At 66.8% G+C, this 23,188-nt stretch carries 16 protein-coding genes and 1 pseudogene; 7 read left to right on the top strand and 10 right to left on the bottom strand.

The window, feature by feature from the left end:
• Positions 1–162 precede the first annotated feature (162 nt).
• Positions 163–1,599, bottom strand: coding sequence for an NAD-dependent succinate-semialdehyde dehydrogenase (locus VH567_RS01090; protein ID WP_423322436.1), 1,437 nt, complete (start codon positions 1,597–1,599; stop codon positions 163–165).
• 235 nt (positions 1,600–1,834) lie between these two features.
• On the opposite strand from VH567_RS01090, the gene VH567_RS01085 reads away from it, so the two are divergent.
• From VH567_RS01085 to VH567_RS01075, 3 genes are all read left to right on the top strand, one after another.
• Positions 1,835–2,974 (top strand): DNA alkylation repair protein, encoded by a 1,140-nt coding sequence (locus VH567_RS01085; protein ID WP_423322434.1) that lies wholly within the window; start codon positions 1,835–1,837, stop codon positions 2,972–2,974.
• A gap of 4 nt (positions 2,975–2,978) precedes the next feature.
• On the top strand, positions 2,979–3,239 hold the full coding sequence (locus VH567_RS01080; protein WP_423322432.1) for a hypothetical protein: 261 nt from the start codon (positions 2,979–2,981) through the stop codon (positions 3,237–3,239).
• A 66-nt stretch (positions 3,240–3,305) separates the two neighbouring features.
• Positions 3,306–4,166 (top strand): NAD(P)-dependent oxidoreductase, encoded by an 861-nt coding sequence (locus VH567_RS01075; RefSeq protein WP_423322430.1) that lies wholly within the window; start codon positions 3,306–3,308, stop codon positions 4,164–4,166.
• Between the two features lie 38 nt (positions 4,167–4,204).
• On the opposite strand, the gene VH567_RS01070 is transcribed toward VH567_RS01075, so the two are convergent.
• The 9 genes and pseudogenes from VH567_RS01070 to VH567_RS01030 all read right to left on the bottom strand — a co-directional run bounded on the left by VH567_RS01070 (position 4,205) and on the right by VH567_RS01030 (position 18,580).
• A complete protein-coding gene (locus tag VH567_RS01070) occupies positions 4,205–6,814 on the bottom strand; it encodes a sensor domain-containing phosphodiesterase (protein ID WP_423322428.1) in 2,610 nt (869 codons plus the stop codon).
• Positions 6,815–6,847: 33 nt separating this feature from the next.
• Positions 6,848–7,987 (bottom strand): PepSY-associated TM helix domain-containing protein, encoded by a 1,140-nt coding sequence (locus VH567_RS01065; protein WP_423322426.1) that lies wholly within the window; start codon positions 7,985–7,987, stop codon positions 6,848–6,850.
• Complete coding sequence (locus VH567_RS01060) at positions 7,987–10,062, bottom strand: TonB-dependent receptor (RefSeq protein ID WP_423322424.1); 2,076 nt, start codon at positions 10,060–10,062, stop codon at positions 7,987–7,989. The genes VH567_RS01065 and VH567_RS01060 overlap by 1 nt, the downstream gene beginning before the upstream one ends.
• Before the next feature lie 84 nt (positions 10,063–10,146).
• Positions 10,147–10,599 (bottom strand): hypothetical protein, encoded by a 453-nt coding sequence (locus tag VH567_RS01055; RefSeq protein WP_423322422.1) that lies wholly within the window; start codon positions 10,597–10,599, stop codon positions 10,147–10,149.
• A 71-nt stretch (positions 10,600–10,670) separates the two neighbouring features.
• Positions 10,671–10,834 (bottom strand): annotated as a pseudogene (locus VH567_RS01050) (xylan 1,4-beta-xylosidase); the annotation flags it as partial.
• 93 nt (positions 10,835–10,927) lie between these two features.
• Positions 10,928–12,319, bottom strand: a complete 1,392-nt coding sequence (locus tag VH567_RS01045; RefSeq protein ID WP_423322420.1) for a DUF885 family protein — start codon at positions 12,317–12,319, stop codon at positions 10,928–10,930.
• Positions 12,320–12,538: 219 nt separating this feature from the next.
• On the bottom strand, positions 12,539–16,339 hold the full coding sequence (locus VH567_RS01040; protein WP_423322418.1) for a LamG-like jellyroll fold domain-containing protein: 3,801 nt from the start codon (positions 16,337–16,339) through the stop codon (positions 12,539–12,541).
• A gap of 102 nt (positions 16,340–16,441) precedes the next feature.
• Complete coding sequence (locus VH567_RS01035; RefSeq protein WP_423322416.1) at positions 16,442–17,761, bottom strand: MFS transporter; 1,320 nt, start codon at positions 17,759–17,761, stop codon at positions 16,442–16,444.
• A gap of 24 nt (positions 17,762–17,785) precedes the next feature.
• Positions 17,786–18,580, bottom strand: coding sequence for a 2-keto-4-pentenoate hydratase (locus VH567_RS01030; protein WP_423322414.1), 795 nt, complete (start codon positions 18,578–18,580; stop codon positions 17,786–17,788).
• A gap of 150 nt (positions 18,581–18,730) precedes the next feature.
• Between VH567_RS01030 and VH567_RS01025 the strand changes: the two genes are divergently transcribed.
• The 4 genes from VH567_RS01025 (at position 18,731) to kduD (ending at position 23,043) form a co-directional block, all read left to right on the top strand.
• Positions 18,731–19,771: a LacI family DNA-binding transcriptional regulator gene (locus VH567_RS01025; protein ID WP_423322412.1), complete on the top strand. Its 1,041-nt coding sequence runs from the start codon at positions 18,731–18,733 to the stop codon at positions 19,769–19,771.
• A gap of 102 nt (positions 19,772–19,873) precedes the next feature.
• The gene (uxaC, locus tag VH567_RS01020; protein ID WP_423322410.1) at positions 19,874–21,316 is read left to right on the top strand and encodes a glucuronate isomerase; all 1,443 of its coding nucleotides are present in this window, start codon (positions 19,874–19,876) and stop codon (positions 21,314–21,316) included.
• A 12-nt stretch (positions 21,317–21,328) separates the two neighbouring features.
• A complete protein-coding gene (kduI, locus tag VH567_RS01015) occupies positions 21,329–22,171 on the top strand; it encodes a 5-dehydro-4-deoxy-D-glucuronate isomerase (protein ID WP_423322408.1) in 843 nt (280 codons plus the stop codon).
• 116 nt (positions 22,172–22,287) lie between these two features.
• The gene (kduD, locus tag VH567_RS01010) at positions 22,288–23,043 is read left to right on the top strand and encodes a 2-dehydro-3-deoxy-D-gluconate 5-dehydrogenase KduD (protein WP_423322406.1); all 756 of its coding nucleotides are present in this window, start codon (positions 22,288–22,290) and stop codon (positions 23,041–23,043) included.
• Positions 23,044–23,188 lie beyond the last annotated feature (145 nt).

Raw genomic sequence — 23,188 nt, 5'->3', positions numbered from 1 at the left:
GGGCCGCACTCGAAATACGGCCCACGCGCGCCTTGTTCTCCCGCGAAGGCGGGAACCCAGTCTAGATCCCCGCCTTCGCGGGGAAACAGGTTATGTTGCAGTGCGAGCACCACCCCGGCGGAACCCGGGGCGGTTAAATGACGCCGGGATTGATGCGGCGTCCTAGCTGATGTGCACTGCCTTCGTCACCAGATGCGCCCTGATCCCCTCGGGGCCATCCTCGGACCCGTGGCCGCTGTCCTTCACGCCGCCGAACGGGCTGTCGGGATAGCTCAGGCGGACGTTGTTGATCGCGATCATGCCCGCCTCGATCGCATCGCCCAGCACGTTCTGGCGGCGGCCGTGCTCGGTGAAGCAATATGCCGCCAGACCGAACGGCAAGCGGTTGGCTTCGGCGATCGCATCGTCGTCGGTGGCGAAGCGACCGAGCAACGCGACCGGGCCGAACGGTTCCTCGTTCATCGCGCGCGCCGACAGCGGCACGTCGCCCAGCACGGTCGGCTGGAAGAAGAACCCGCCCGAGCCGCCATAGTCGCCGCCCGCCAGCAGCGTGGCGCCGTGGCTGGTGGCGTCGCCGACCAGCTCGGCGATCGCCTCGGGGCGACGCGCATTGGCCATCGGCCCCATCTGGCTCGCCGCATCCATGCCGTCGCCGATCTTGAGCGCGCGCGTCCGTTCGGCGAACCCTTTGGCGAAGCGGTCGTAGATGCCGTCCTGGACGTGGAAGCGCGTCGGCGCGACGCAGACCTGGCCGGCGTTACGGAACTTGTGCGCGACCAGCGTGTCGAGCGTCTTCTCAAGGTCGCAATCGTCGAACACCAGCACCGGGCCGTGTCCGCCGAGCTCCATCGTCGTGTGCATCATCGTGTCGGCGGCAAGCTTCATCAGCGCCTTGCCGACCGGGACCGAGCCGGTGAAGCTGAGCTTTCGCGTGATCGGCGAGGCGAGCAGCTGGCGCGACACCATGTCGGGAACGCCGAACACGCACTGCGCGACGTCGCCCGGAAGCCCGGCATCCTGGAAGCACTTGAGCACCTCGACCGCGCTGCCCGCGGTTTCCTCGGACGGCTTGATGATGATCGAGCAACCCGCCGCCAACGCCGGTGCGAGTTTGCGGACGACGTTCATGATCGGGAAGTTCCACGCGCAGAACGCCGCGACCGGACCAACCGGCTGGTGCAGCACCAGGCTGCGCGTACCCGACGGGCGGGGCAGGACGCGGCCATAGACGCGCAGCCCCTCGGCGGCGTGGAAATCGAGCAATGCGGCGGCGAAGGCGACTTCGCCCTTGGCCTCGGCCTGGATCTTGCCCTGCTCCAGCGTGGCGATGCGCGCGATATGATCGCCGCGCTCGCGCAGCAATTGCGCGGTGCGCGTCAGAATCGCGGCGCGCTTTTCGGGCGGGGTCGCGCGCCAGGCGATGAAGCCGCGCTGCGACGCTTCGAGTGCCCGGTCGAGATCGGCGGCGGTGGCGAGCGGCAGTGCCGCCTGGCCCGCGCCGGTCGCCGGGTTGAGCACGTCGCGCGTGTCCCGGCCGTCGCCGCTCAGCCATTCGCCGGCGATGTAGAGGCCGAGTTTCGTGTCGTAGGCGGTCGTCATGCGGGCGTCTCCGTGAAAGGACTATGGCTCATGTCGTCGTGATGGGGCCTGGATGAAACCCCCATGCCCGACGCCGATCGCACCACGAACAGCGTTCGACGCGAAATCGCAAGGGGCGGGAGGACTGGTGCAGGCCGCGGTCGGTTCGCTGCGTCGGTGCACCATCCGGCAGGCGCATCCGGTTGAAGCGCGTCGTACTTCGCGCGTATCGCAAGGCCATGAAAGCCGCTTTCCGATGACCACCACCGCAACTACCACCGCAAGCGCCGCGCCGTTGTTGAAAGACATCCTCGGACCACAAGCGCTGGCGACGATCGCCGACGCCGGGTGCGCGGCATCACCGCTGTTCGATCGCCGGATCTTTCTGGCGGTCGCATCCGATGGGATCGAAACGCTCTCGATCATGGAAAGAGTACGCCGGATCGCCGACGCGCTGAAGGCTGCGCTGCCGACGGAGTATTCGGAGGCGGTTGCGGTCGTCGAGGCGATGGGGCCCCGATCGACGCACGGTTTCCAGGCGATGGCGCTGGCCGAGTTCGTCGCGCGTCACGGCGGCCATGCATTCGACCGATCGATGGTGGCGCTCGCCGTGCTGACCCGCTTCGGCAGCGCGGAGTTTGCGATCCGTCCGTTCCTGGCGCGCGAACCCGAAAAGACGCTGGGGATCATGCTGCAGTGGAGTCGTGACGCGGACGCGCATGTCCGCCGGCTGGCCAGCGAGGGGAGCCGGCCGCGTCTGCCCTGGGCGACGCGTATCCCCGCATTGACGGCGGATCCGACGCTGGCGGCCGAAATCCTGTGCGAACTCAAGAACGATCCTAGCGCGTATGTCCGCAAATCGGTCGCCAACCATCTGAACGACATCGGCAAGGACCTACCGGATTGGGTGCTGGACCTGCTAACGACTTGGGATAGGGACGATGCCGGTACCGCCTGGATCGTCCGCCACGCGCTGCGCACGCTCGTCAAGCAGGGCAATCCGCAAGCGCTGGCGTTGATCGGTGCCACTGACGGCGCGGCGGTCGAGGTGCTACGGTTCGCGGTTGCGCCCGGGATGGTGCGCCTCGGCGAGACCATCGTCATTGACGCGGAATTGGTTTCCACGGCAACCGCACCGCAACGGCTGGTCGTCGATTACAGGCTTCACTACGCACGCGCCGGCGGACAACGCGCGGCGAAGGTGTTCAAGCTGAAGACCGTCGACCTTCTGCCCGGCGCGCGTGTCGCACTCGCCATCCGCCAGACGATCCGCGATTTCAGCACGCGGCGGCATCATCCTGGCAGCCACGGAGTCGACCTGATCGTCAACGGCCGGACGATGGCACACACCGCATTCGATCTGACGATGGCGCCGGCGACCGAAGGGCAGGGCTGACCTTATGGCGAACAAGAAATACCTGCTGACCGCCACGCTTGCCGATGGCTATGTGAAGACGATCGGGCCGACGGCCACGCCGTTCACGCATTACTGGCGGATCGTCGCGCATCTCGGCGGCGGGCGGACCGAAATATTCTGGGGCCACACCAAATCATTCGCCGAAGCCCGCCGGAAACGGGTGGCTGCGACCGATCCTGCGATCGACCGCGGCTGGATCCGCCACGATTTCGAGATTGTCGAGCTCGAGCGGTCGAAACCATAGCACGGCAGGAACGACCCGGCGTCCGCGACGGTTTGAACCGTTCGCGATGAACAGAGGACTGACGACATGAAGATCGGTTTTATCGGCCTGGGGCAGATGGGCAGTGCGATGGCCGCCAACCTCGTCAAGGCGGGGCACGACGTGACGGTGTGGAACCGGTCGCCCGACAAGGCCGAGGCGCTGGTCGAGGCGGGGGCGACGCTGGCCGACCGCCCGGTCGATGCGGCGCAGGGCGACGTGGTGATGACGATGCTCGCGGACGACCGCGCCGTCGAGGCGGTGGTCTACGGCGAAGGCGGCATCCGCGCTGCGCCCGCGCTGCACATCTCACACAGCACGATCGGCGTTGCGTTGGCGGACCGGCTTGCCGCCGATGCGGCCGGCGGGTTCGTCTCGGCGCCGGTGTTCGGCCGGCCCGTTGCAGCGCAGGCGGCCAAGCTGTTCGTCGTCGCCGCGGGCGCGCCCGCCGATCTGGACATTTGTGAACCGCTGTTCGCGGCGATCGGCCAGCGCACCTTCCGTATCGGCGAGACACCCTCGGCGGCCAATCTGGTCAAGCTCAGCGGCAATTTCATGATCATGGCCGCGGTCGAGGCGATGGCGGAGGCGATGACGCTTGCGGAGAAGGGCGGGATCGACCGGCGCATGCTGCTCGACGTGCTCACCGGTACGCTGTTCGACGCGCCGATCTACCACACCTACGGCGACATTCTGGTCGAGGACCGGTTCCGCCCGGCCGGGTTCGCCGCGCCGCTGGGGCTGAAGGACATGACGCTGGTCGATACCGCCGCGACCCACCTGCGTGTGCCGATGCCGCTGCTGGGGATCGTTCGCGACCATCTGAAATCGGCGATCGCCACCGAAGGCGAGGATGTCGACTGGGCCGGCGTCGCCCTGGCCGTGCGCCGCAACGCCGGGATCGGCTAGCGCCGGCTCCCTTGCGAAAACGTCCGGGGTGAGGGGGATCAGCTTCGGAGCAGTATCCGCGAAACGGGGCGATCGCCCCGTTTCGTCGGATGGACGGCTGGTTCGACGGACCGCGGGATCGCGAGCAGGTCGGCCGGCGACGCTATGAGGTGCGCGATCCGTTCGCGCGCGACGGGCTTGCTGAAAAGATAGCCCTGGAGATGCGTGCAGCCGGCCGCGACCAGCGCGATCATCTGTTCCTCGGTCTCGACGCCTTCCGCGACCACGCCCATTTCCAGCGCGGTGCCGAGCCCGACGACCGCCCGGATAATCGCACGGGCGGCGCGCGAGGTGCCCATCTCACGGACGAAGGACTGGTCGATCTTCACCTTGTCGAACGGAAACCGCTCGAAATAGCTGAGCGAGGAATAGCCGACGCCGAAATCGTCCATCAGGATCTGGATGCCGAGCGACCGCAACTGGTCGAGCTGGCCGAACACATGGTCGACATCGCGCAGAAAGAGGCTTTCGGTCACCTCGAGCTGGAGCCGGCGTGCCGGCATCCCGGTGCTCGCCAGAACGTCCTTCACCGTGTTGCACAGCCGTTCGGAATGGACCTGGATCGGCGATACGTTGACCGCGACGAAGATGTCCTTCGGCCAAGTCATCGCGTCGGCACAGGCGATCGACAGGATCAGCGCGCCGAGCTGTTCGATCAGGCCACTCTCCTCGGCGATCGCGATGAACAGCGCGGGCGGGATCGGACCGCGCACCGGGTGCGTCCAGCGCGCCAGCGCCTCGGCACTGGTGATCTGCCCGGTCGCGGCGGACAGCACGGGTTGGTACACCAAAGTGATCTCGCCCGCGTCGAGCGCGTGGCGCAGATCGCGCTCCAGCAGGCGTCGATCGCGCGCCGCGGCGTCCATCTCGGCGCTGAAGAAACAGATGCTGCCACGGCCCTCGGCCTTGGCGCGGTAGAGGGCGAGATCGGCGCACTGGCGCAATCCTTCGCTGGTATCGCCGTCCTCGGGGCAGACGACGATGCCGATGCTGGCGCCGAGCTGGACGGTCGCCCATTTGGTCGCGACCGGGGTCGAGACCGCCTCCTGGATCGCGCTCGCCGCCAGCCGCGCGCGTTCGCCCGGCGCATCGCCGGTGACCAGCAGGACGAATTCGTCGCCGCCCACGCGTGCGAGGATATCGCCGGAGGTCACGATCTTGCGCAGCCGATCGCCGATCTGCGCGAGCACGTCGTCGCCGGCGAGGTGGCCATAATGATCGTTGATCGACTTGAACCGATCGAGATCGATGCTGAGCAGCGCGAACGGCGCGCCGGAACCGAGCAGCATCTCCATCTTCTCGACATAGGAGCCGCGATTGCGCAGGCCGGTCAGCGAGTCGTAATGCGCCAGCCGCAGGACTTCGGCTTGGGCCCGACGGGTTTCGGTTACGTCCTCCGACATGCCCAGGATATATTGTGCGCGACGATCGGGCCCGTCGATCGCGATACGCTTGGTCCGCAGCGTGACGATCGTCCCGTCGGTGCGCTTGAAATCGCTTTCGAAATGCGACAGTCCGCCGGTCGACAGCGCGACCGAATCGCGCGCTTCATACTCCGCGCCATGCGCGAACAGATCGCGATCGGTCCGCCCGACGACATCGCTCAGCGGCAGGCCGGTCAATGTTTCGCCGGCCCGGTTGAGCAGCAGATACCGGCGCGATGCGACGTCCTTCACGAACAGCATCGCGGGCAAATGGGTGATGACCGAATCGAGGAACGACTTCGCCTGTTCGCGTTCGGCCTCCAGCAGCTTGCGCGCCGAGGTGTCGCGGATGATCCCGGCAAAGCCGTGGCCGGTATCCGGATCGCCCCAGCGGCCCAGCGACAATTCGATCGGGAATTCGCTGCCGTCGGCGCGCCTCGCCATCAATTCGACGCTGGCGCCGACCGGATCGTTCGCCCCGCCGGCGACATGGCCGCTGTCACGCGCTGTCGCCAGGCCATTGGGCACGATCAGGTCGAGCGGCTTGCCCAGCGCGACCGCCGCCGGATACCCGAACATGCGTTCTGCCGAACGGTTCCAGAAGGTGATGGTGCCGTGCTGGTCCGAACACAGGATGGCGTCCGACGTCACGTCGACGACCTGTGCCGCGATCTCGCCGATCTGGCGATACCGGCGGGCCTGGATCAGATCGACCACCAGGCCGGCAAGCGACGTCAATGTCCTGACCTGGTCGTCGCTCAGCGCAGCCCGCGGTGTCCTGTCGAGTACGCACAAGGTTCCGAGGCAATGGCCTCCGGCGACGATCAGCGGAGCGCCGGCATAGAAGCGGAACCCCGCCTTGCCCATCGTGAAGGGATTGCCGGCGAGCCGCGGTTCGGCGTGCGTATCGAGAATGACGAGCGGTTCGGTCGAGTCGAGCGCCAGCGTGCAAAACGCATGCTTGCGAGCGGCATCGGTGGCCGGCATGCCGACGCTCGACTTGAACCAGGCGCGACGATCGTCGACCAGGCTGACCGCGCAGGTCTCCGCCCCGAGCGCGAGCGCGGCCAGCCGGGTGATCTCGTCGAAATCACGATGCGCCGGCGTGTCGAGGATCATCATGTTCTTCAGCGCCGTGAGACGCGCAAGCTCGGCATCATGGCTAGGTTGAACGAAGTCGGTCACGATTAGAACTTAGAACCAAACGCTTAGCAAATCCTAACCTAAATGAGTTTTTCCAGCCCCCGCGCTCCGGTGGCCCAGCTTGCGGCGCCATCGCAGCAGGCCGGTTACGAACAGCAGGATTGGGATCAGCCCTGCGGTGAACGCGAGCAGGCGCCCGGCCAGCCCGAACGCCTCGCCATCATGCAGCGGATGCAACCAGTTCAGCAGGGTATCGCCCCCGGTTTCCGCACGGCCGTCACGCACCGCGACGATCCCGCCGGTATAGGGATCGAGCCAGACGTTGGTCCGCGGGAAACGCCGGCTCGGTTCGCCCGGGCGTGCCAGGTTGATGCGGACGGGGGCCGTCGCGCTGGCCGGCGTCTCGATCCAGGCGAGCGCTCCATCGGGGAAGCGCCGACGGGCGATCGCGATCAGCCGGTCCACCGGCAAGGCGCGCGCGTCCGGCCGGATCGTCGCAACCGGCAATCGGTACAGCGGTGAGATGCGCGCGATCAGCGGACGGGTCTGATCCGGCAGGTCGAGCAGGACGCCGGTCGCGGTCACGACCAGGAGCAGCAGCAGTCCGGCCAGTCCGCCAAGCTTGTGCCAGTCGTACAGCCGGCGGATCGGCACGGCACCGCGTTTGAAGCGCAACGCGCGCCACCACCCGCCCGGCCGTGGCCACCACGCCCACACGCCGCTGAGGATCAGCACCAGCATGACGATGCCGGCTATCCCCATCGCTATCCCGCCGGGCTTTTCCAGCAACAGGCGGTAATGGAGATCGTAGATCCAGGTGACGAGCGTATCGCCCCAGAAACCGGTGCGGATCGTCGTCAGCCGCACCGGATCGATCCACAGCAGCAGTGGCGCGAAATCACGGTCCGCGGTTTCCTTCGGCCGGTAGTAGCGGACCGGGATCGCCCCGCCATCGGGCGCGACCTCGATCCGCCAGGCGCCGGTGCGGGTCGGATGCTCGCGGTGGAGCGTGTCGACCACCGCCTGCCACGAGACCGGGCGAGCCTCGGTCGGCACGGCGCGCAGCGCGGGGCTGAGCGCTGCGTCGATCGCCGGATAGAAGACCAGCAGGCTGCCGGTCAGTCCGGCGACGGCGAACAGCGCGCCGATCGTCAGCCCCAGCCAGAGATGGACACGGCGGACGATCACGCGCGTCGAAAGGCGGGCGGCCGCCATCAGAAGCTCAGCCGGACCGCGCCGAACAGCGAGCGCGGATCGGCGGGGGCATGCAGCCGCTGTGTGCCGTCATACCAGACATATTCGTACCGACGGTTCGCCAGATTCTTCAGTTGCGCCGACAGTTCGACCTGCGGCGTTACCTCGTAGGCGACCTCTGCGTTCAGTACGACATAGGCGCCGTAGCGGCCCTGCGTGTTCGCCGGATCAAGCTCGTACCGCGACTGCCCGTTACCCCAGAACGACACGCGCAGCCTTGGATCGGGGGTCATGTCGATCCCGCCCGAGACGACGTTCTCAGGCACATGGTCGATCGCGTTGCCGGCCTGCGACGGCGTCGCCGGATCGGGCGTGACGATCCGCGCGGTCTGATGCGAATAGCTGCCCCATAGCGCAACGCCGCGCACCGGCTTCAGGTCGAGCTGGAGATCGATCCCGCGCCGCCGCGTCTTGCCGAGATTGTCGACATCGCCCGAGGGATCGTTGAGGCGCCGCTTCAGTTCGCCGCTCGCGGTCTGCTGCCACAGCGCGATACGCGCCTCCAGCCAGCGGCCGCGGGTCAGCTTGACGCCGGCCTCATACCCTTCGTTGATCGATGGCGCGACGTCGACGATGCGCGGCGCGACCAGATACGCGCCCGAGCCTGTACCGATCTGGAAGGTCCGCCCGTAATTGGCGTACACCGTGACGCCACGCGTCGGGATGACCGCGACGCCCAGCTTGGGCTGGCTGATCGTGCCGTAATCGTTGATCGGCGCGGTCGTGCCTGCGAGCCGGTTGGCAAAGCTCCCCTCGACGCAGTCGAGCCGCCACGCGGGCGTGATCTTGAGCCAGTCGGTCGGCTCGATCACGGCTTGCAGGTATGCGCCATACACGGTCAGGTCGAAGGCTTGGTTGCGGGTCTGGCTGGTCGGCGTGCGTCGGTCGGTCAGCCAGCGCAGGCTCTTATTGTCCTGTACCTGCAAATCGCCGCCGGCCTCGATCATCAGCCCGTGGAGGAATGCGACCTGCGGATGATAATGCAGCGCGACGGTGCCGCCATATTGCCATTCGTCGGTCAGCCGCCGCTGTTGCGCCACGGTCGCCGAAAAGCGGACGTAGCGATCGTCGTGCAGGCTGTTCGCATAGCCCTTCGCACTCAGGGCAAGCGTGTCGGCAAGGTCGGAATCGAGATGCACGCTGTATTGGCCGATCCGCCGCGTGCCGCCGTCGGTCTCGGATACCGCATAGGATCGGCGGCGGTCGGTATAGGCGTCGGCGTCGGTCAGATATCCCGGCTCCTGCGCGGTGGCGGTCGAGTGGCGGACGATCAGTCCAAGCCGGGTGGCGCCGAAATCGTAGAACCACTTTCCCGCGAGATTGAGCCGGTCGAGATCGGCATGGTCGCGATACGCGTCGGTGCGCCGGTAGCCGACCAGGTAGTTCTGGCTGAACCCGCCGCGTTCGAGCCCGGCCGAGACCTGTCCGTCGACCGTCCCGAACGCGCCGCCGATCGCGCGCGCATCGAGATAATTGCCGCCGATCCGGGTCAGGATGTTGGCGTTGCCGGCAATGTTGTTCAGGCCCCAGCGCGGATCGGAGGTGCCGCGCACCAGTTCGATCCCGGCGATGTCGAGCGGGGATATCATGTCGATCCCGGTCATGCCGCCGGCATTGTCGTTGGTCGGAACGCCGTCGATCATCAGCTTGACCGCGTTGATCTCGCCCTCGCCGTTGAAGCCGCGGATCGAGAAGCGGCCCGAGGTGGTGCCCTGGTTGAAGTCGGTCAGGACGACGCCGGGCAGCCGTGCGAACAGTTCCCACGCGTTGTCGACGGACTGGCGCTGGACGATGTCGCCGCCGAGGATGTCGACCGAGGTGAGCACGGTCTCGGTCGAGCGCGCCATGCTGGGTGCGGTGACGACGATGTCGCCGATGGTGAAGCGGGTGTCGCCTTCGACCGGGGCCGACTGTGCATAGGCGGCGTGCGACACGGTCAGGCCGGCGAGCGAGAGGAACAGGATTTGCCGCGTGTGGCGCAGGCGACGCCGGGCGACGGCGATCGCCGCCTCGGCGGGAGGCGTGGTTCGGAACATGGGGATAGCCTTGATCGGCGCGTTTTCCGGGCGGACGCGCGCCATGAATGAGGGCGCTGTCGCCTGCGTGGACGACGGCGCGATTCAGCGGATCAGGGCGGGCGGACCTCGCAGCGGTGGTCGCAGATACCGCGGCAGCGACGTGGGCAGCGGGCGGATGGCGCGCAGGCCGAGCGCCATGACGAACGCGATGGCGAGGACGAGCAGGATCGGATCGACCGCGCCCAGCGCCTGCGCCGACAGGCTCGAGAACGCACACGGCATCTCGGTCTTGCCATGCTCCTTCGACGAGCCGTGGTCCTGCGGCATGGCGTGATCGGCCATGTCGGCGTGCATCGACATTGTCATCGGCGTGGCCATCGCCATCGGCATGGCTATCGCTTGCGACGAGACACCGGGACAGAGCGTGATCGCCAGCCGCCCGTGATCGCTGGCGATCATGTATCCCGACGGCACGAGCAGCTTCATCGCCAGCGCGGCCAGGCAGACCAATATGGCCAGGCTGCGGTGAGCGAGGAGGCGGCGGAGCGCGGTCATCGACAGCGGGGTAGCGGGCGCCCGGCGGCGTGTCACCCGGACATGATGCCCCAGCCTGTTAGCCCAGCCTGCTAAACAGCCTCGAACCGGAGCTTGCGGAAGCGGGCGCCGCCGCGGACGTTGTGGTGATAGCCCGACACACCTTCATCCCGCGATCGAAGCGATGCCAGCTCCGGCCGCCATCGTCGCTGGTGTCGTACGTCACGATGTGGCGATCGTTGGTCACCCGGTGCCGCCCTTCATCCAGAACCAGCGGTTCGCAGTCCATTCGACCGGATCGAGCCGCGCTAGCCGCCGAGCGTCGTGAAGGCGTCGCGGCGGGTGAAGGTCATGTCGTGATCTTTAGGATGTCGTCGATGCGCTTCCGGCCGTGGGCGAGTAGCGCGGCGTGATACGCGATCGGGGGTTTGCCGCGCGCGGTATCGGCGATCGTGAGCCACGCCATCGCTTCAGCAACGCGGGATGCGGGTTCGAGGGGGATGCGGGCCAGTTCGACGTCGAACGGTGCGAAATAAGCGGGCTCGCCTTGCCATTCGACAAGGCGCTCGCGGGCCTGGTCGATCGACCAGCCGTGGAGGTGGATGCCGAGATCGACGAGTGCGCGGGCGACGCGAAACAGGAGCCAGTGGATGTGGCCGAGCGCGTCGTGTGGGTCGGCATAGGCGCCCGTCCGTTCGGCGAGTTGCTCGGCATAGATGCCCCAGCCCTCGACGAACGTCGACGCGTAGTCGATGCGGAGCGATTGTGGCGGGGTGGTGCTTTCCAGGCCAAGCTGGATCATGTGGCCGGGGAGGAGTTCGTGCGCGACGACGCTGGGGAGAGTCCAGCGCGGGCGGCGGCGGATGTCCTTGAGGTCGACGATGTAGCCGCCAGGGCGGATCGGGGTCGGGACTTCGCGGTAGCCGGCGCGACCGCTGGCGATTTCGAGCGCGGATAGCGAGCGGGCGGTGGCGTTCAGGCACCAGGGCGGGAGCTGGCCTAACGCCGCCGGGATGTTGGCGCGGGCGGTGGCGAGCATGCGGTTCATGTCGGCGACCGCTTTGGTGCGGCCGGCGTCGGTATCGGGGTAGAGGAAGCGATCCTCGCGCCAGAGCCTGGCGTAGCGGTCCGCGATCGAGCCCTTGGGTGCGCCGATCTGGTCGAACAGGGGTGTGGCGCGGGCGTGGAGGCGGTTCAGTTCGGCGAACAACCGGCGTTCGGCATAGGCTGGCGTCATGGTGCCCAGCGAGCGCTGGAGTTGCAGCGCGTACCAGTCCGCACCGCCACGGAACCGGCCGACGCCGGGGACGGAAGGGGCGGTGTCTCGCAGGCTTTCCAGCGCGGCGATCTGTCGGTCGATCGCCGGGTTCGTGGGAGCGGTTCGAAGCGCGTCGATCGTGCGGTCGAGCGACAGGCGCGGGAGGATGATGCCGGCGTCTGCGTCCGCAAGGATAGCGGCGGTGTCTGCGTCGATCTTGGCTTGATCCGGACGGGCGGCTTTCCACGCACCGGTCGTCGGGGTGACGCGGTAGAGGCTGCGTCCGGTGCGACCGAACGCGGACCGCGCAATGGCAACGTCGATCGCGAGCCCGGCGCGGGCGGTGGTCAGGTCAAGGCGGTCGCTCGGTTGCAGGGAGCTTGTGTCGAACGGCGTGAGCAGGCGGAGCGCTTCGTCTGGGTCGGCTGCGGCTGCGGCGGCGTCGAGAGTTTGGCGTAGGGACGGGGTGGGCTGGGCACGCACGTTCGTAGCAAGGAAGGCAGATGCTCCCAGCCCGACGAGTACGCTTCTCCGGTCCGGGGTCATTCTCCACATCCCCGTTCGCCCTGAGCGAAGTCGAAGGGTGTGCCCCAAGGGATGTGTGCTTCGACTTCGCTCAGCGCGAACGGGGTAGGGGAGGCCTTACTCCGGCTCTGGGCGGAGCAGGCGTTGCGGGATTCGGGAACCGTCATCGGCGGCGCGTCATCGTGACAGCGACACGCTGTTGTTCGCCCGCGTGATCTCGGCCTCGTCTCCAGCAAGTGCGACGTGAACGGTCAGCGTTGCGGGATCTACGCGGGCCGGGATCGCCAGCTTCACGGTCGTGGTCCTCGGTCGCAGATCCAGCGGAGCGGCCAGCGGCGGGATGCTCGCAGTTGCCACCACTTTACCCGTCGAGTCGACCAGGTCCGCACGCCCGCCCTTGGCATCCTTCGCGCCAAGGCTGTGAACGGTGACCGCCACGCTGCGCCCCTTCACGGCGACGTCGTCCGTGCCGATGCCGAGGTCTGCGCGCTCGTCTACCGGGGTGCCGGCTTCGACCAAGGCGAAGTCGAACACCGTCGTGCCCGGCGCGAACGTCACGTCCATATTCGCGCTTCGCTCCAGTGCCATAGTCTGCGCGCCGCCGATGGGCGCGAGCGTCTTGCCCCCGTCGCTGCTGCTCGACGCCTGCATCGACCAGCGGCCTGCGGTGACGGTCCAGGTCGACATCGTCGCGCGCTGGGCGTGGTCGGTGGTGTTGTAGGCGATCACGCGGAACCTGGTCGGCGTGGCGCCCGGCAGCAGGATCGCGACGCGCTCGGCCGCATCCGCTTCAGCAAAACGCCAGCTCACCGTATTGCCCGGCCAGCTCTGGTTGCGGCGCAGCGCCACGCCACCGAGGCGTTCGCGTTGCAGGATATCGCTCGGCTGGTCGACGCGGTCGCTCCACCAATGGCCCTCGGTATACATGTCCATGTGCTGCGACTTGTCGGCGATCGCGTCGGCGTGAAGCGCTTCCAAGGGCGCGGTGTCGCCAGTCGCGACCCAGGTGGTGTAGCGGGCGAACGGATCGTCGGACGTCTTCTCCGCCAGTGTCTTGCGTGCCGCGGCGCCACCGGGAAGTGCGTCGAAGGCGTTCTCGCTGAACTCGGCCAGCGCCCCCGGACCCGCCTTGGCAAGCCGGGCTTCGATCGGGCGCAGGTATTTCGCGTCGCCGGTGTATCGCCATGCCGCCCAAGTCGCCTGGAGCGACGTGGTGACGCCGCCGCCGTCGCCGACGCGCTCGGCGTCGGTGCGCCAGTTGATTTCGTTGGGATAGCTCCAGCCGCCATCCGGCGCTTGCTTGCCATGTGCCATCCAGCCGTCGATCACGCCGGTGACCAGCCCGCGTGCGAGCGGATTGGCGTTGTAGAGACCGACCAGCATCGGGCCGTGCATGACGGTGAAGGCATAGGGTTTTTGCCATTCCCACGCGCCTTCGCGGTACATCTTCCGCCCGCCATACCAGTTGCTGGCGAAGTGCATGTGGCCGGCCGGGTTCTTGAGGATGACGTTTTGCAGGGCGCGCGTGTTGTCCATCAGGCGCTCGACCGCCTTGGGTTCGCCCCAGTTGAGGTACAGGCGTTCGGCGTTGCTGTTCAGGCCCTCCTCGTACGCGTGGAGTTCGTCGGCGGTGATATAGCCGAGGCCGTTCACGATCATGCCGTTCTTGTAGACCGCATCCGACAGCGCGCGGAGCGAAGCGTTGATCTTGTCGGGCTCGACACCCATCAGCGCGAGGCCGGGCCATTGCTGTGTAAGGTCGGTGTCGTCGGACAGGCCGCCGCCGAAATCGCCATAGGGGACTTGGCGCTCGTCGATCCACCAGGTGACGAACTGGCGGACGCGCTTGAGGTCTTCGAGCTGGCGGAAGGCCCAGAGGGGCACGCCGGCGGGCGCGACCGGCTGGACGAAGGCGGGCAGGTTTTCGGGGCGATAGTTGATGTCCGCCCAATAGGCGCGGGCGCGCGCATTGTCGGGGTCGACGCGGAGCAGGTCGGAGATGTCGGCGAACAGGCGCTGATAGAGGCCGGCGCGTTTGGAGGCGGTGTGCTCCTCGACGAGGAAGCCCCAATTGTCCTTCACCTGCGCCATGCGGTCGTCGATGTGCTCGGGCAGGGCGGCGGCGCGGGGTTTGAAGACGAGACGGATTTTGGCGCCGTTCAGAGCGGTGGCGTCGAAGTCGGGTGCGGCGCTTGCGATCGTCAGATACAGGCTGTCGTTGGGCAGGATGCGGTCGCGCAGGTCCAGCCAGAGCGTGCGCGCTTCGTTCGGGCGGACCGAGACGGAGAGGTCGATCATGTCGCGGCCCGGCCAGATCGGGTCCTTCACACGGATGTTGAGCGCGATCAGGCCGGCGGCGTTGGGCTTGGCTTTCAGCGCGGGGATGTCGAGGGCGATGCCGTCGAGGCCGTCGTTGAGGTTCTGCCAGCCGTAATCGAATGCGCGGGCGAGCGGGCGGTCGGGCAGCGCATCGCCGAAGCTTGCCGGTATCAGGATGTGGACGATTGGGGCGGCGTCCTTGCGGCGGACGGGCGCGCCCGATGCGCCACCGGTGCCTGCGCCGACCGCAGCCTTCAGGCCGGCGGAGGGCATCGCTACGACGGTGCTGCGCTCGTCCGGGGCGAAGCGGCCGGCGATGTACGCGTTAAGGGGCGCGAGGGCCGCCAGATTGGGGGAGGCGGCGGCGTCTATGGTGTAAGAGAGCTTGAAGCTGCCGGCGGGTTCAGCGCCCGCGCCGATGTCGTAGGCCCAGAGTTCCTGGATCGGCTGCTCCTGCATCGTGTTCGTGAAGCTGAGCGTGCCGCCGGTGCGGGGGGCGAACTGGTCGACGCTGCGGACAACGCCTTGCGCGCGGTTGGCGATCTGGGCGGTCTTGGCGCCGTCGCTCCAGTCGAGCCGGCCGTACGCCGCGCCGCGGATCTCGACACGGTTGACGCGTTCGTTCGGCGGGATCGTCAGGTCGTAGCGCTGGCCGCCTTCGACATAGGTGTTCCAGTCGGGCAGCTCGAAATAATCGTCGCGGCCGGGCAGGCGGGAACGGTTGTAGACGCCGGGCCAGGTCGTCTCGGCGATGCCGTCGACGCCTTTCCACATCCATTCCTTGAGGTCCTTCGCATCGGCGAATTCGACTTTTCGGACACGCGTGACGGGGGCGTCGAGCACGGGCGGCGCGGTCTTGTCCCAGCCATAGCGGTGGAGCCACGCGGTGCGTTTTGCGGTGGGGTCGCTCGCGGGGGCGGGGGACGGTTCGCGCTTGTCGGCGAGCGCCGCGACATCGCTGGCGGCGAGCATGCGGTCGTAGACGCGGATTTCGTCGAGGTCGGAGCCGCGCATGAAATTATAGCGGCTCTGCACTTGGTGCGGCGACATCACGCGCCCGGCAAGACCGAACTGGTCGAGGCCGCTGTCGAGGTCGGCCTTCTGATCCTTCCGAGCGACCAGCTTGCCGTTCACGAAGAGTTGCACGCCGACGGTCTCGTCCCAGGCGAAGGCAATGTGCGACCAGGCGTCGGCCGTTGGCGCTTGCGGGATCGTCCAGGAGACGCGGATGCGCGAGAGGTTCGCGTCGGTGACGAAGGCGTCGAAGCCGTGGCCGTTCCAGTCGATCCGCAGGAACGCCATGTCCCAGCTCGAATGATCCGCGAACCCGGTGCGGAAGATCACGAAAGGCGCTTCGCCGACGGGTGTCCGCGATCGCCAGAAAAAGGCGAGCGTACCCCGGTCTGCGCGAATGTTGCCCGGCGCTTTCCACGCGACATACCCATCATCCGCCCATCGCGCGGCACCACCGATCGCGCCGTCCGGGGTGATGTCGACGCCGCTGCGGAAATTGGGTACCGGGTCTCCAGCGGCGAAGTCGGCGGTCAGGCTCTTGTCGGCAGATGCGCGGAACAGCAGCCCGGTCGCGTCCTGCGCGGCGGCGGGCGCGATGCTGGCGACAGCCAGTGCAAGGACGGACGCCGTGGTGAAACGCTTCACTGCTCTCTCCTAGAGGGCCAATCTGCATTGAGCGATTTGGCGAGGTGTTCGTCGTTCGAAGCGTGTTCTCCCGCCTTCGCGGGAGAACACGGGGCCGGAGCCTCAGCCCGCGTCCACCCTCGCCAACCTTGGCGACAGCAGATGCACGACGGTGATCGCAATCAGGTACGTGCTGCCGGCGACTGCGAAGATCAGCGTGTAGCTCCCCGTCGTCTGCAGGACATAGCCGGTGAACTTCGCCATCATCATGCCCCCGATCGCCCCGACCGTGCCGCCGATCCCGACCACCGAGCCGACCGCGCCGCGCGGGAACATGTCCGACGGGATCGTGTAGAGATTCGCCGAGAACGCCTGGTGCGCTGCCGTCGCCAGCCCGACGATCCCGACCGCCAGCCAGAGATTGTCGACATATTGCGCGAAGAAGATCGGCATCACCAGGAACGCGCAAACCAGCATCGTGATCTTACGCGCGAAATTGGCGGAATGGCCGCGCTTCATCAGCTTGGACGACGACCAGCCCCCCGCGACGCTGCCGACATCCGACAGTAGGTAGATCGCGACTAGCGGTGGCCCGAAGCTCTTGAGGTCGAGATGATACGTCTTCGCAAGGAAATCCGGCGTCCAGAACAGGAAGAGCCACCAGATCGGATCGATCAGGAACTTGCCTAGCGCGTACGCCCAGGTCTCGCGGTAGCCGAGCAGCTTGAGCCAGCCGATCTTCTTGGCCGGATCCGCCGGATCGCTCTCGATATGCGCGAGTTCGGCGGGCGACAGCTTGGCGACTTCGCGCGGACGACGATAGATCGCGATCCACGCCACCAGCCAGATCAGGCTCACCGCACCGGTGATGATGAACGCCATCCGCCAGCCGAACGCGATCGTGATGATCGGCACGATCAGCGGTGTGATCACCGCGCCGATGTTCGCACCTGCGTTGAACACGCCGGTCGCGAAAGCGCGCTCTTTGGCGGGGAACCACTCCGAGACCGCCTTGATCCCCGCGGGGAAATTGCCCGCCTCGCCGAGACCGAGCACGACGCGCGCCGCGGAGAACTGGAACGCGTTGCCGGCGAACCCGCACAGTGTGTGACCAAGCGTCCAGATCACGAACGCGACGGAGTAGCCGATCCGCGCGCCGAGCACGTCGACGATCCGGCCGAAGCTCAGATAGCCGATCGCGTACGCCGCCTGGAACCAGAAGATGACGTCGGCATAGGTCGTCTCGTTCCAGCCGAGTTCGGCGGAGATCGTCGGCTTCAGCACGCCGATCATCTGCCGGTCGACGTAATTGATCGCGGTCGCGGCGAACAACAGGCTGCAGATCAGCCAGCGATAGCGGCCGATCTTGCCGCCTATACCCGCGTCGCCGATCGCGCCGTTCGCGCTGGACGCGCCTACCTCCGGCATGTTCGTGCTCGCCATTGGCTTCTCTCCTAAAGACAGCCTCTAGCGGGCCTTGATGGTGCAATGGACGGCGAACCGTCCGTCGAAGCGCGCCTCGACCCGGTCGCCGATCGCGACCGGATGGACGCCGGTGACCGCGCCCGTCGAAATCCATTGGCCCGGCGACAACGCGATCCCGCGCGCCGCCATGTGTTCGAGCAGATAGCGGACCGCACCGAACGGCCCGTCGAGCATCGTCGCACTGGTCGCGGCGCCAATCAAGGCGTCGTTGATCCACAGTTCGACCGGCCATGCGTTGAGGTCGCCGCCCTGCCACCCTTCGGCCTCCGCCCCCACGACCAAGCCATTGTTATTGCCGAAATCGGACACCGTGACGGTCGCGCCGAGCGCGTTGATGCCGGGGAAGGGCGAACTCGCAATCTCGATCCCGACATGCACCGCGTCGACCACCGCGCGCGCTTCGTCGATCGTGTAGTGCGTTTTCGCAGGATCGGGTGCGGTGCCGATGCGCAGCAGGAATTCCGCTTCGGCGGCGGCGAACCCTTCGGCGAAAACCGGCATCGCCGGCGGCTGGCCGGGTGCGACGACGACCTGGTCGGCAAAGATCGGACCGGTCAGGCGGTCGATGCCACCCAGCGGCGGGTTGATCCGGCCGACCTTCCAGCCGGCGACCGAACCGTCGGCAAGCCCCAGTGCAACGTCCTGTACGGCATAGCCTTCGTCGAGGGTCGTGGGCACGGCGCCGGGGAAATCGGGGACCGCGACGCCATCCCGGCGCGCCGCCACGAAGACGCGGGCGATCTGCCTGATGTTGTCTGTGTCCGGCTGTACGGCCAAGAGCCCCTCCTCAAAGATAGCGATTATCCGCTTTGATCGAAACGTATGGGAAACCGGTGTCATTGGCAAGCGGCTGCGGCATTCGGTGCGCGACGGCCCCGCTGGACGAGCAGACTGGTCGATCCGCACGCCCCGGTCTATGGCAGGACAATGGAGAAGACAGGCCAGCCGACGATCAACGACGTTGCCCGCATTGCCGGCGTCTCGAAGAAGACGGTGAGCCGGGTGATCAACCGGTCGGCGCTGCTAAGCGACGATACGCGCAAGCGGGTCGAGGACGTCATCGCCGAGCTTGGCTATATTCCGAATCCGCAGGCACGCGCGCTCGCACTCAGGCGGAACTTCCTGATCGGGCTGGTCCACGACAATCCCAACGCGCAGACCGTGCTGAACGTGCAGCAGGGCATGCTGGAGGCGCTGCACGGGACCGAATTCGAGATGGTCGTCAGGCCGCTCGATCGTGGGTCCGCGACGATGCTCGACGATCTGCGGCATTTCCTCGAGCGCCAGCGATTGTTCGGCGTGCTGCTGATGCCGCCGGTCAGCGAGAATGATTCGGTCGCGAAACTGTGCGATTCGATCGGCTGCCGTTACGTCCGCATGGGGTCGGCCGTGATCGACGATACTACGCACATGGTCGCGTCGAACGACCGCGAAGCCGTTCGAATCGCGACGGAGTATCTGATCGCGCAAGGGCATCGCCGGATCGGGCTGGTCGCCGGGCCGCATGGTTTCAGGTCCGCGCGCGAGCGACGCCTGGGGTTCGAGGATGCACTGGCGGCGGCGGGGATCGCGCTGCCCCGGAGCATGATCGCGGACGGCAATTACACCTTCGAATCGGGGCTCGCCGCGGCCGAGCGCCTGCTCGATCTGATGCCGCGGCCGACTGCGATCTTCTCGTCGAACGACGAGATGGCAGCGGGCATCATCCATGCCGCGCGCCAGCGGGGACTCGATATTCCGCACGACCTGTCGATCATCGGCTTCGACGATACCCCGATCGCCGCGCATGTCTGGCCGCCGCTGACCACGGTGCGGTGGCCGATCGCATCGATGGCGCGGTCGGCGGCGCTGAAGCTGATCGCCGGAGTCGATACCGGCAGCGACCTGGTCGAGGAGCCGTCGCTATTCCTGTCGACGCTGATCCGGCGCGGTTCGGTCGCCGCGCCTGCCGACCTGGAAGAGCGCTGATCCGGCAAATCGCGGTTGCACACGCATCTGACACCGGTTACCAATACCTAGCCTGATCGTTTTGAAGCGACATGGCACAATATGGGATGTAGAGAGGACGGCATGGCGCGCGCTTTGGAACTGCATCCCGACCGTTTATTCCCTGCAGACCCGGGGACCCGGGATATCGCGCGATCGCTGTACGCCGACATCGCCGGATTGCCGATCGTCAGCCCGCATGGGCATGTCGACCCGACCTGGTTCGCGGAAAACGCCAACTGGACCGATGCGACGACGCTGCTGCTGGCGCCCGATCATTATTTGTACCGGATGCTCTATAGCCAGGGTGTCGAGCTCGACACGCTGGCGATCCCGCGCCTGAGCGGCATTCCCGCTATCGATCCGCGTGCGGCGTGGCGGGTGTTCGCCGATCATTATACGCTGTTCCGCGGCACGCCGTCGCGACTGTGGCTGGATCACGTTTTTGCCGACGTGTTCGGGATCGACGTCGCGCTCGAATCATCGACTGCGGACCGGTATTTCGATCTGATCGCCGAGAAGCTCGCCTCCGACGCGTTTCGACCCCGCGCGCTGTTCGACCGGTTCGGGATCGATTTCCTCGCCACCACCGAGGGTGCGCAGGACGATCTCGCGGCGCATCGCCGGATCCGCCAGTCGGGCTGGAACGGGCGCGTCGTCACGACCTATCGCCCGGACGGCGTGATCGACGTCGAGTATGAGGTCTTCAAGCCCGCGATGACGCGCTTTGCCGAACTGACCGGCGAGGACGTGTACGACTGGAAGGGCTATCTTTCCGCGCACCGCAAGCGCCGCGCCGATTTCCGTGCGGCGGGGGCGACCGCGACCGATCACGGCCATCCGACCGCAGCGACCGCCAATCTGTCTCCCGCCGAGGCCGAGGCGCTGTTCGCCAAGGTGACGCGGGGCGACTGGACGCCCGCCGATGCCGAGCTGTTCCGCGCGCAGATGCTGACCGAGATGGCGGCGATGTCGGTCGACGACGGCATGGTGATGCAGATCCACCCGGGCTCGTCGCGCAATCACAATGCCGGCCTGTTCGCGAGCCACGGCCGCGACAAGGGCGCCGATATCCCCACCCGGACCGAGTATGTGCACGCGCTGAAACCGCTGCTCGACCGGTTCGGGACCAGCACGCGGCTGTCGATCATCCTCTTCACTCTCGACGAAAGCACGTACGCGCGGGAGCTGGCGCCTCTTGCGGGCCATTATCCGTGCCTGAAGCTCGGGCCGTCCTGGTGGTTCCACGACAGTCCCGAGGGCATGCGACGGTTCCGCGAGATGACCACCGAGACCGCGGGGTTCTACAACACCGTCGGTTTCAACGACGACACGCGGGCGTTCCTCTCGATCCCGGCACGACACGACGTCGCGCGGCGGATCGATTGCGGGTTCCTCGCGCGGCTGGTCGCCGAGCACCGCCTTGCCGATTGGGAAGCTGCAGAGCTTGCGCACGACCTCACCAGCGGCCTCGTCCGCCGCGCCTATCGTATCGACGACCCCCATTTCGCTGCGCAAGCGGCCTGACCGGAGCTTACCATGTACGAACGCACCTATTACGCCACGCATCCCGACATGATGGAGTGCGTCTCCAACGACGAACTGCGCGACCGCTATCTGATCCAGGACCTGTTCCGCGACGGTGAATGCGTGCTCAACTACACCCACGCCGAGCGCTTCGTCATCGGCGGTGTCGCGGTGGCGAGCGGATCGGTGAAGCTGCCCGACCAGACCGAGCCGGCATCGGCGGCGGGGCATCCGTTCCTCGAGCGTCGCGAGCTTGCGGTCGTCAATGTCGGCAAGGTGGACGGCACCGTCACCGTCGACGGCGAGACGTTCACGCTCGGCAACAAGGATTGCCTGTACGTGACGATGGGCGCGAAGGACGTGCAGTTCTCGGGCGACGGCGCGCGCTTCTATCTGGCGTCGTGCCCCGCACACAAGGCGTTCACGACCCGCGTGATCTCGGTCGGCGATGCGACCACGCTGGAGCGCGGCAGCCTCGAGGAGTCGAACGAGCGGACGATCTACCAGATGGTCATTCCGGGCATCTGCGACAGCGCGCAGCTCGTCATGGGCCTCACCGTCCTGAAGCCGGGCTCGGTCTGGAACACGATGCCGCCGCACATCCACGAGCGTCGCAGCGAGATCTATTTCTACTTCGAACTCAACGATCTCGAGAAGGACCGCGTGTTCCATTACATGGGCGAGGGCGAGGCGACCCGCCACATCGTGATGGCGAACGAGGAAGCGGTGATCAGCCCGCCCTGGTCGATCCACATGGGCTCGGGCACCAAGGCCTATGCGTTCATCTGGGCGATGGCCGGCGAGAACCAGGATTATACCGACATGAACGTCCTGGACATCTGCCAGCTGGCGTAAATCTTCTCCCCTCCCGTTCACGGGAGGGGTCGGGGGAGGGCGTGTCCACGAGCGTTGGTCCGCATTTCCCCTCCCCTAACCCCTCCCGCAGGCGGGAGGGGAATGAGAGAGAAAGCATGACAAACCCCTTCGACCTGACCGGCAAGGTCGCCATCGTCACCGGCGCGAACACCGGCATCGGCCAGGCGATCGCCGTCGCGCTCGCCGCCGCTGGTGCCGACGTCGCCTGTGTCGGCCGCACCCCCGCCGAGGACACCGTCGCGCAGATCCGCGCGTTCGGGCGCAAGGCGGAGATCGTCTCCGCCGACCTGTCAACGATCGAACCCGTGCAACGCGTCGTCGACGAGACGGTCGCCAAGCTCGGCGGGCTCGATATCCTGATCAACAACGCCGGCATCATCCGCCGCGCCGACGCGGTCGATTTCAGCGAAGCCGACTGGGATGCGGTGATCGACACCAATTTGAAGTCGGTGTTCTTCCTCTGCCAGGCGGCGGGGCGACACATGATCGCAAATGGTGGCGGCAAGATCGTCAACATCGCCTCGATGCTCACCTTCCAGGGCGGCATCCGCGTGCCGAGCTACACCGCGTCGAAGTCCGGGATCGGCGGCCTCACCAAGCTGCTGGCGAACGAGTGGGCGGCCAAGGGCATCAACGTCAACGCGATCGCGCCGGGCTATATCGCGACCAACAATACCGCCGCGTTGCAGGCGGACGAGACGCGCAACAAGTCGATCATGGACCGCATTCCAGCGGGTAAATGGGGCGATGCGAGCGATCTCGGCGGCGCGGCGGTATTCCTGTCGTCGGCCGCGGCCAACTATGTCCAGGGGCATATCCTGGCCGTCGATGGCGGCTGGCTGGCACGATAACTTTGCCTGCTTGTTCGTCATCCCCGCGAAGGCGGGGATCCATATTGGCGAAGGCTAGAGATCGGGTCGCTAAGCTTGCCACTATGGGTTCCCGCCTTCGCGGGAATGACGATACGGTTATCGGCCGTAGCGTAAAGATTTGAAC

Source organism: Sphingomonas sp. 4RDLI-65 (genome assembly GCF_049472435.1).
GTDB lineage: Bacteria > Pseudomonadota > Alphaproteobacteria > Sphingomonadales > Sphingomonadaceae > Sphingomonas.
The sequence above is the reverse complement of the archived record's forward strand: the minus strand, read 5'-3'. Positions and strand labels throughout refer to the sequence as shown.

What these genes read in the sequence shown, in the direction of transcription:
- VH567_RS01090 (WP_423322436.1), bottom strand. Translation starts at nt 1,599, where the DNA reads ATGACGACCGCCTACGACACGAAACTCGGCCTCTACATCGCCGGCGAA.
- VH567_RS01075 (WP_423322430.1), top strand. Translation starts at nt 3,306, where the DNA reads ATGAAGATCGGTTTTATCGGCCTGGGGCAGATGGGCAGTGCGATGGCC.
- uxaC (WP_423322410.1), top strand. Translation starts at nt 19,874, where the DNA reads ATGGCGCGCGCTTTGGAACTGCATCCCGACCGTTTATTCCCTGCAGAC.
- VH567_RS01060 (WP_423322424.1), bottom strand. Translation starts at nt 10,062, where the DNA reads ATGTTCCGAACCACGCCTCCCGCCGAGGCGGCGATCGCCGTCGCCCGG.
- VH567_RS01065 (WP_423322426.1), bottom strand. Translation starts at nt 7,987, where the DNA reads ATGGCGGCCGCCCGCCTTTCGACGCGCGTGATCGTCCGCCGTGTCCAT.
- kduD (WP_423322406.1), top strand. Translation starts at nt 22,288, where the DNA reads ATGACAAACCCCTTCGACCTGACCGGCAAGGTCGCCATCGTCACCGGC.
- kduI (WP_423322408.1), top strand. Translation starts at nt 21,329, where the DNA reads ATGTACGAACGCACCTATTACGCCACGCATCCCGACATGATGGAGTGC.
- VH567_RS01055 (WP_423322422.1), bottom strand. Translation starts at nt 10,599, where the DNA reads ATGACCGCGCTCCGCCGCCTCCTCGCTCACCGCAGCCTGGCCATATTG.
- VH567_RS01085 (WP_423322434.1), top strand. Translation starts at nt 1,835, where the DNA reads ATGACCACCACCGCAACTACCACCGCAAGCGCCGCGCCGTTGTTGAAA.
- VH567_RS01080 (WP_423322432.1), top strand. Translation starts at nt 2,979, where the DNA reads ATGGCGAACAAGAAATACCTGCTGACCGCCACGCTTGCCGATGGCTAT.
- VH567_RS01025 (WP_423322412.1), top strand. Translation starts at nt 18,731, where the DNA reads ATGGAGAAGACAGGCCAGCCGACGATCAACGACGTTGCCCGCATTGCC.
- VH567_RS01035 (WP_423322416.1), bottom strand. Translation starts at nt 17,761, where the DNA reads ATGGCGAGCACGAACATGCCGGAGGTAGGCGCGTCCAGCGCGAACGGC.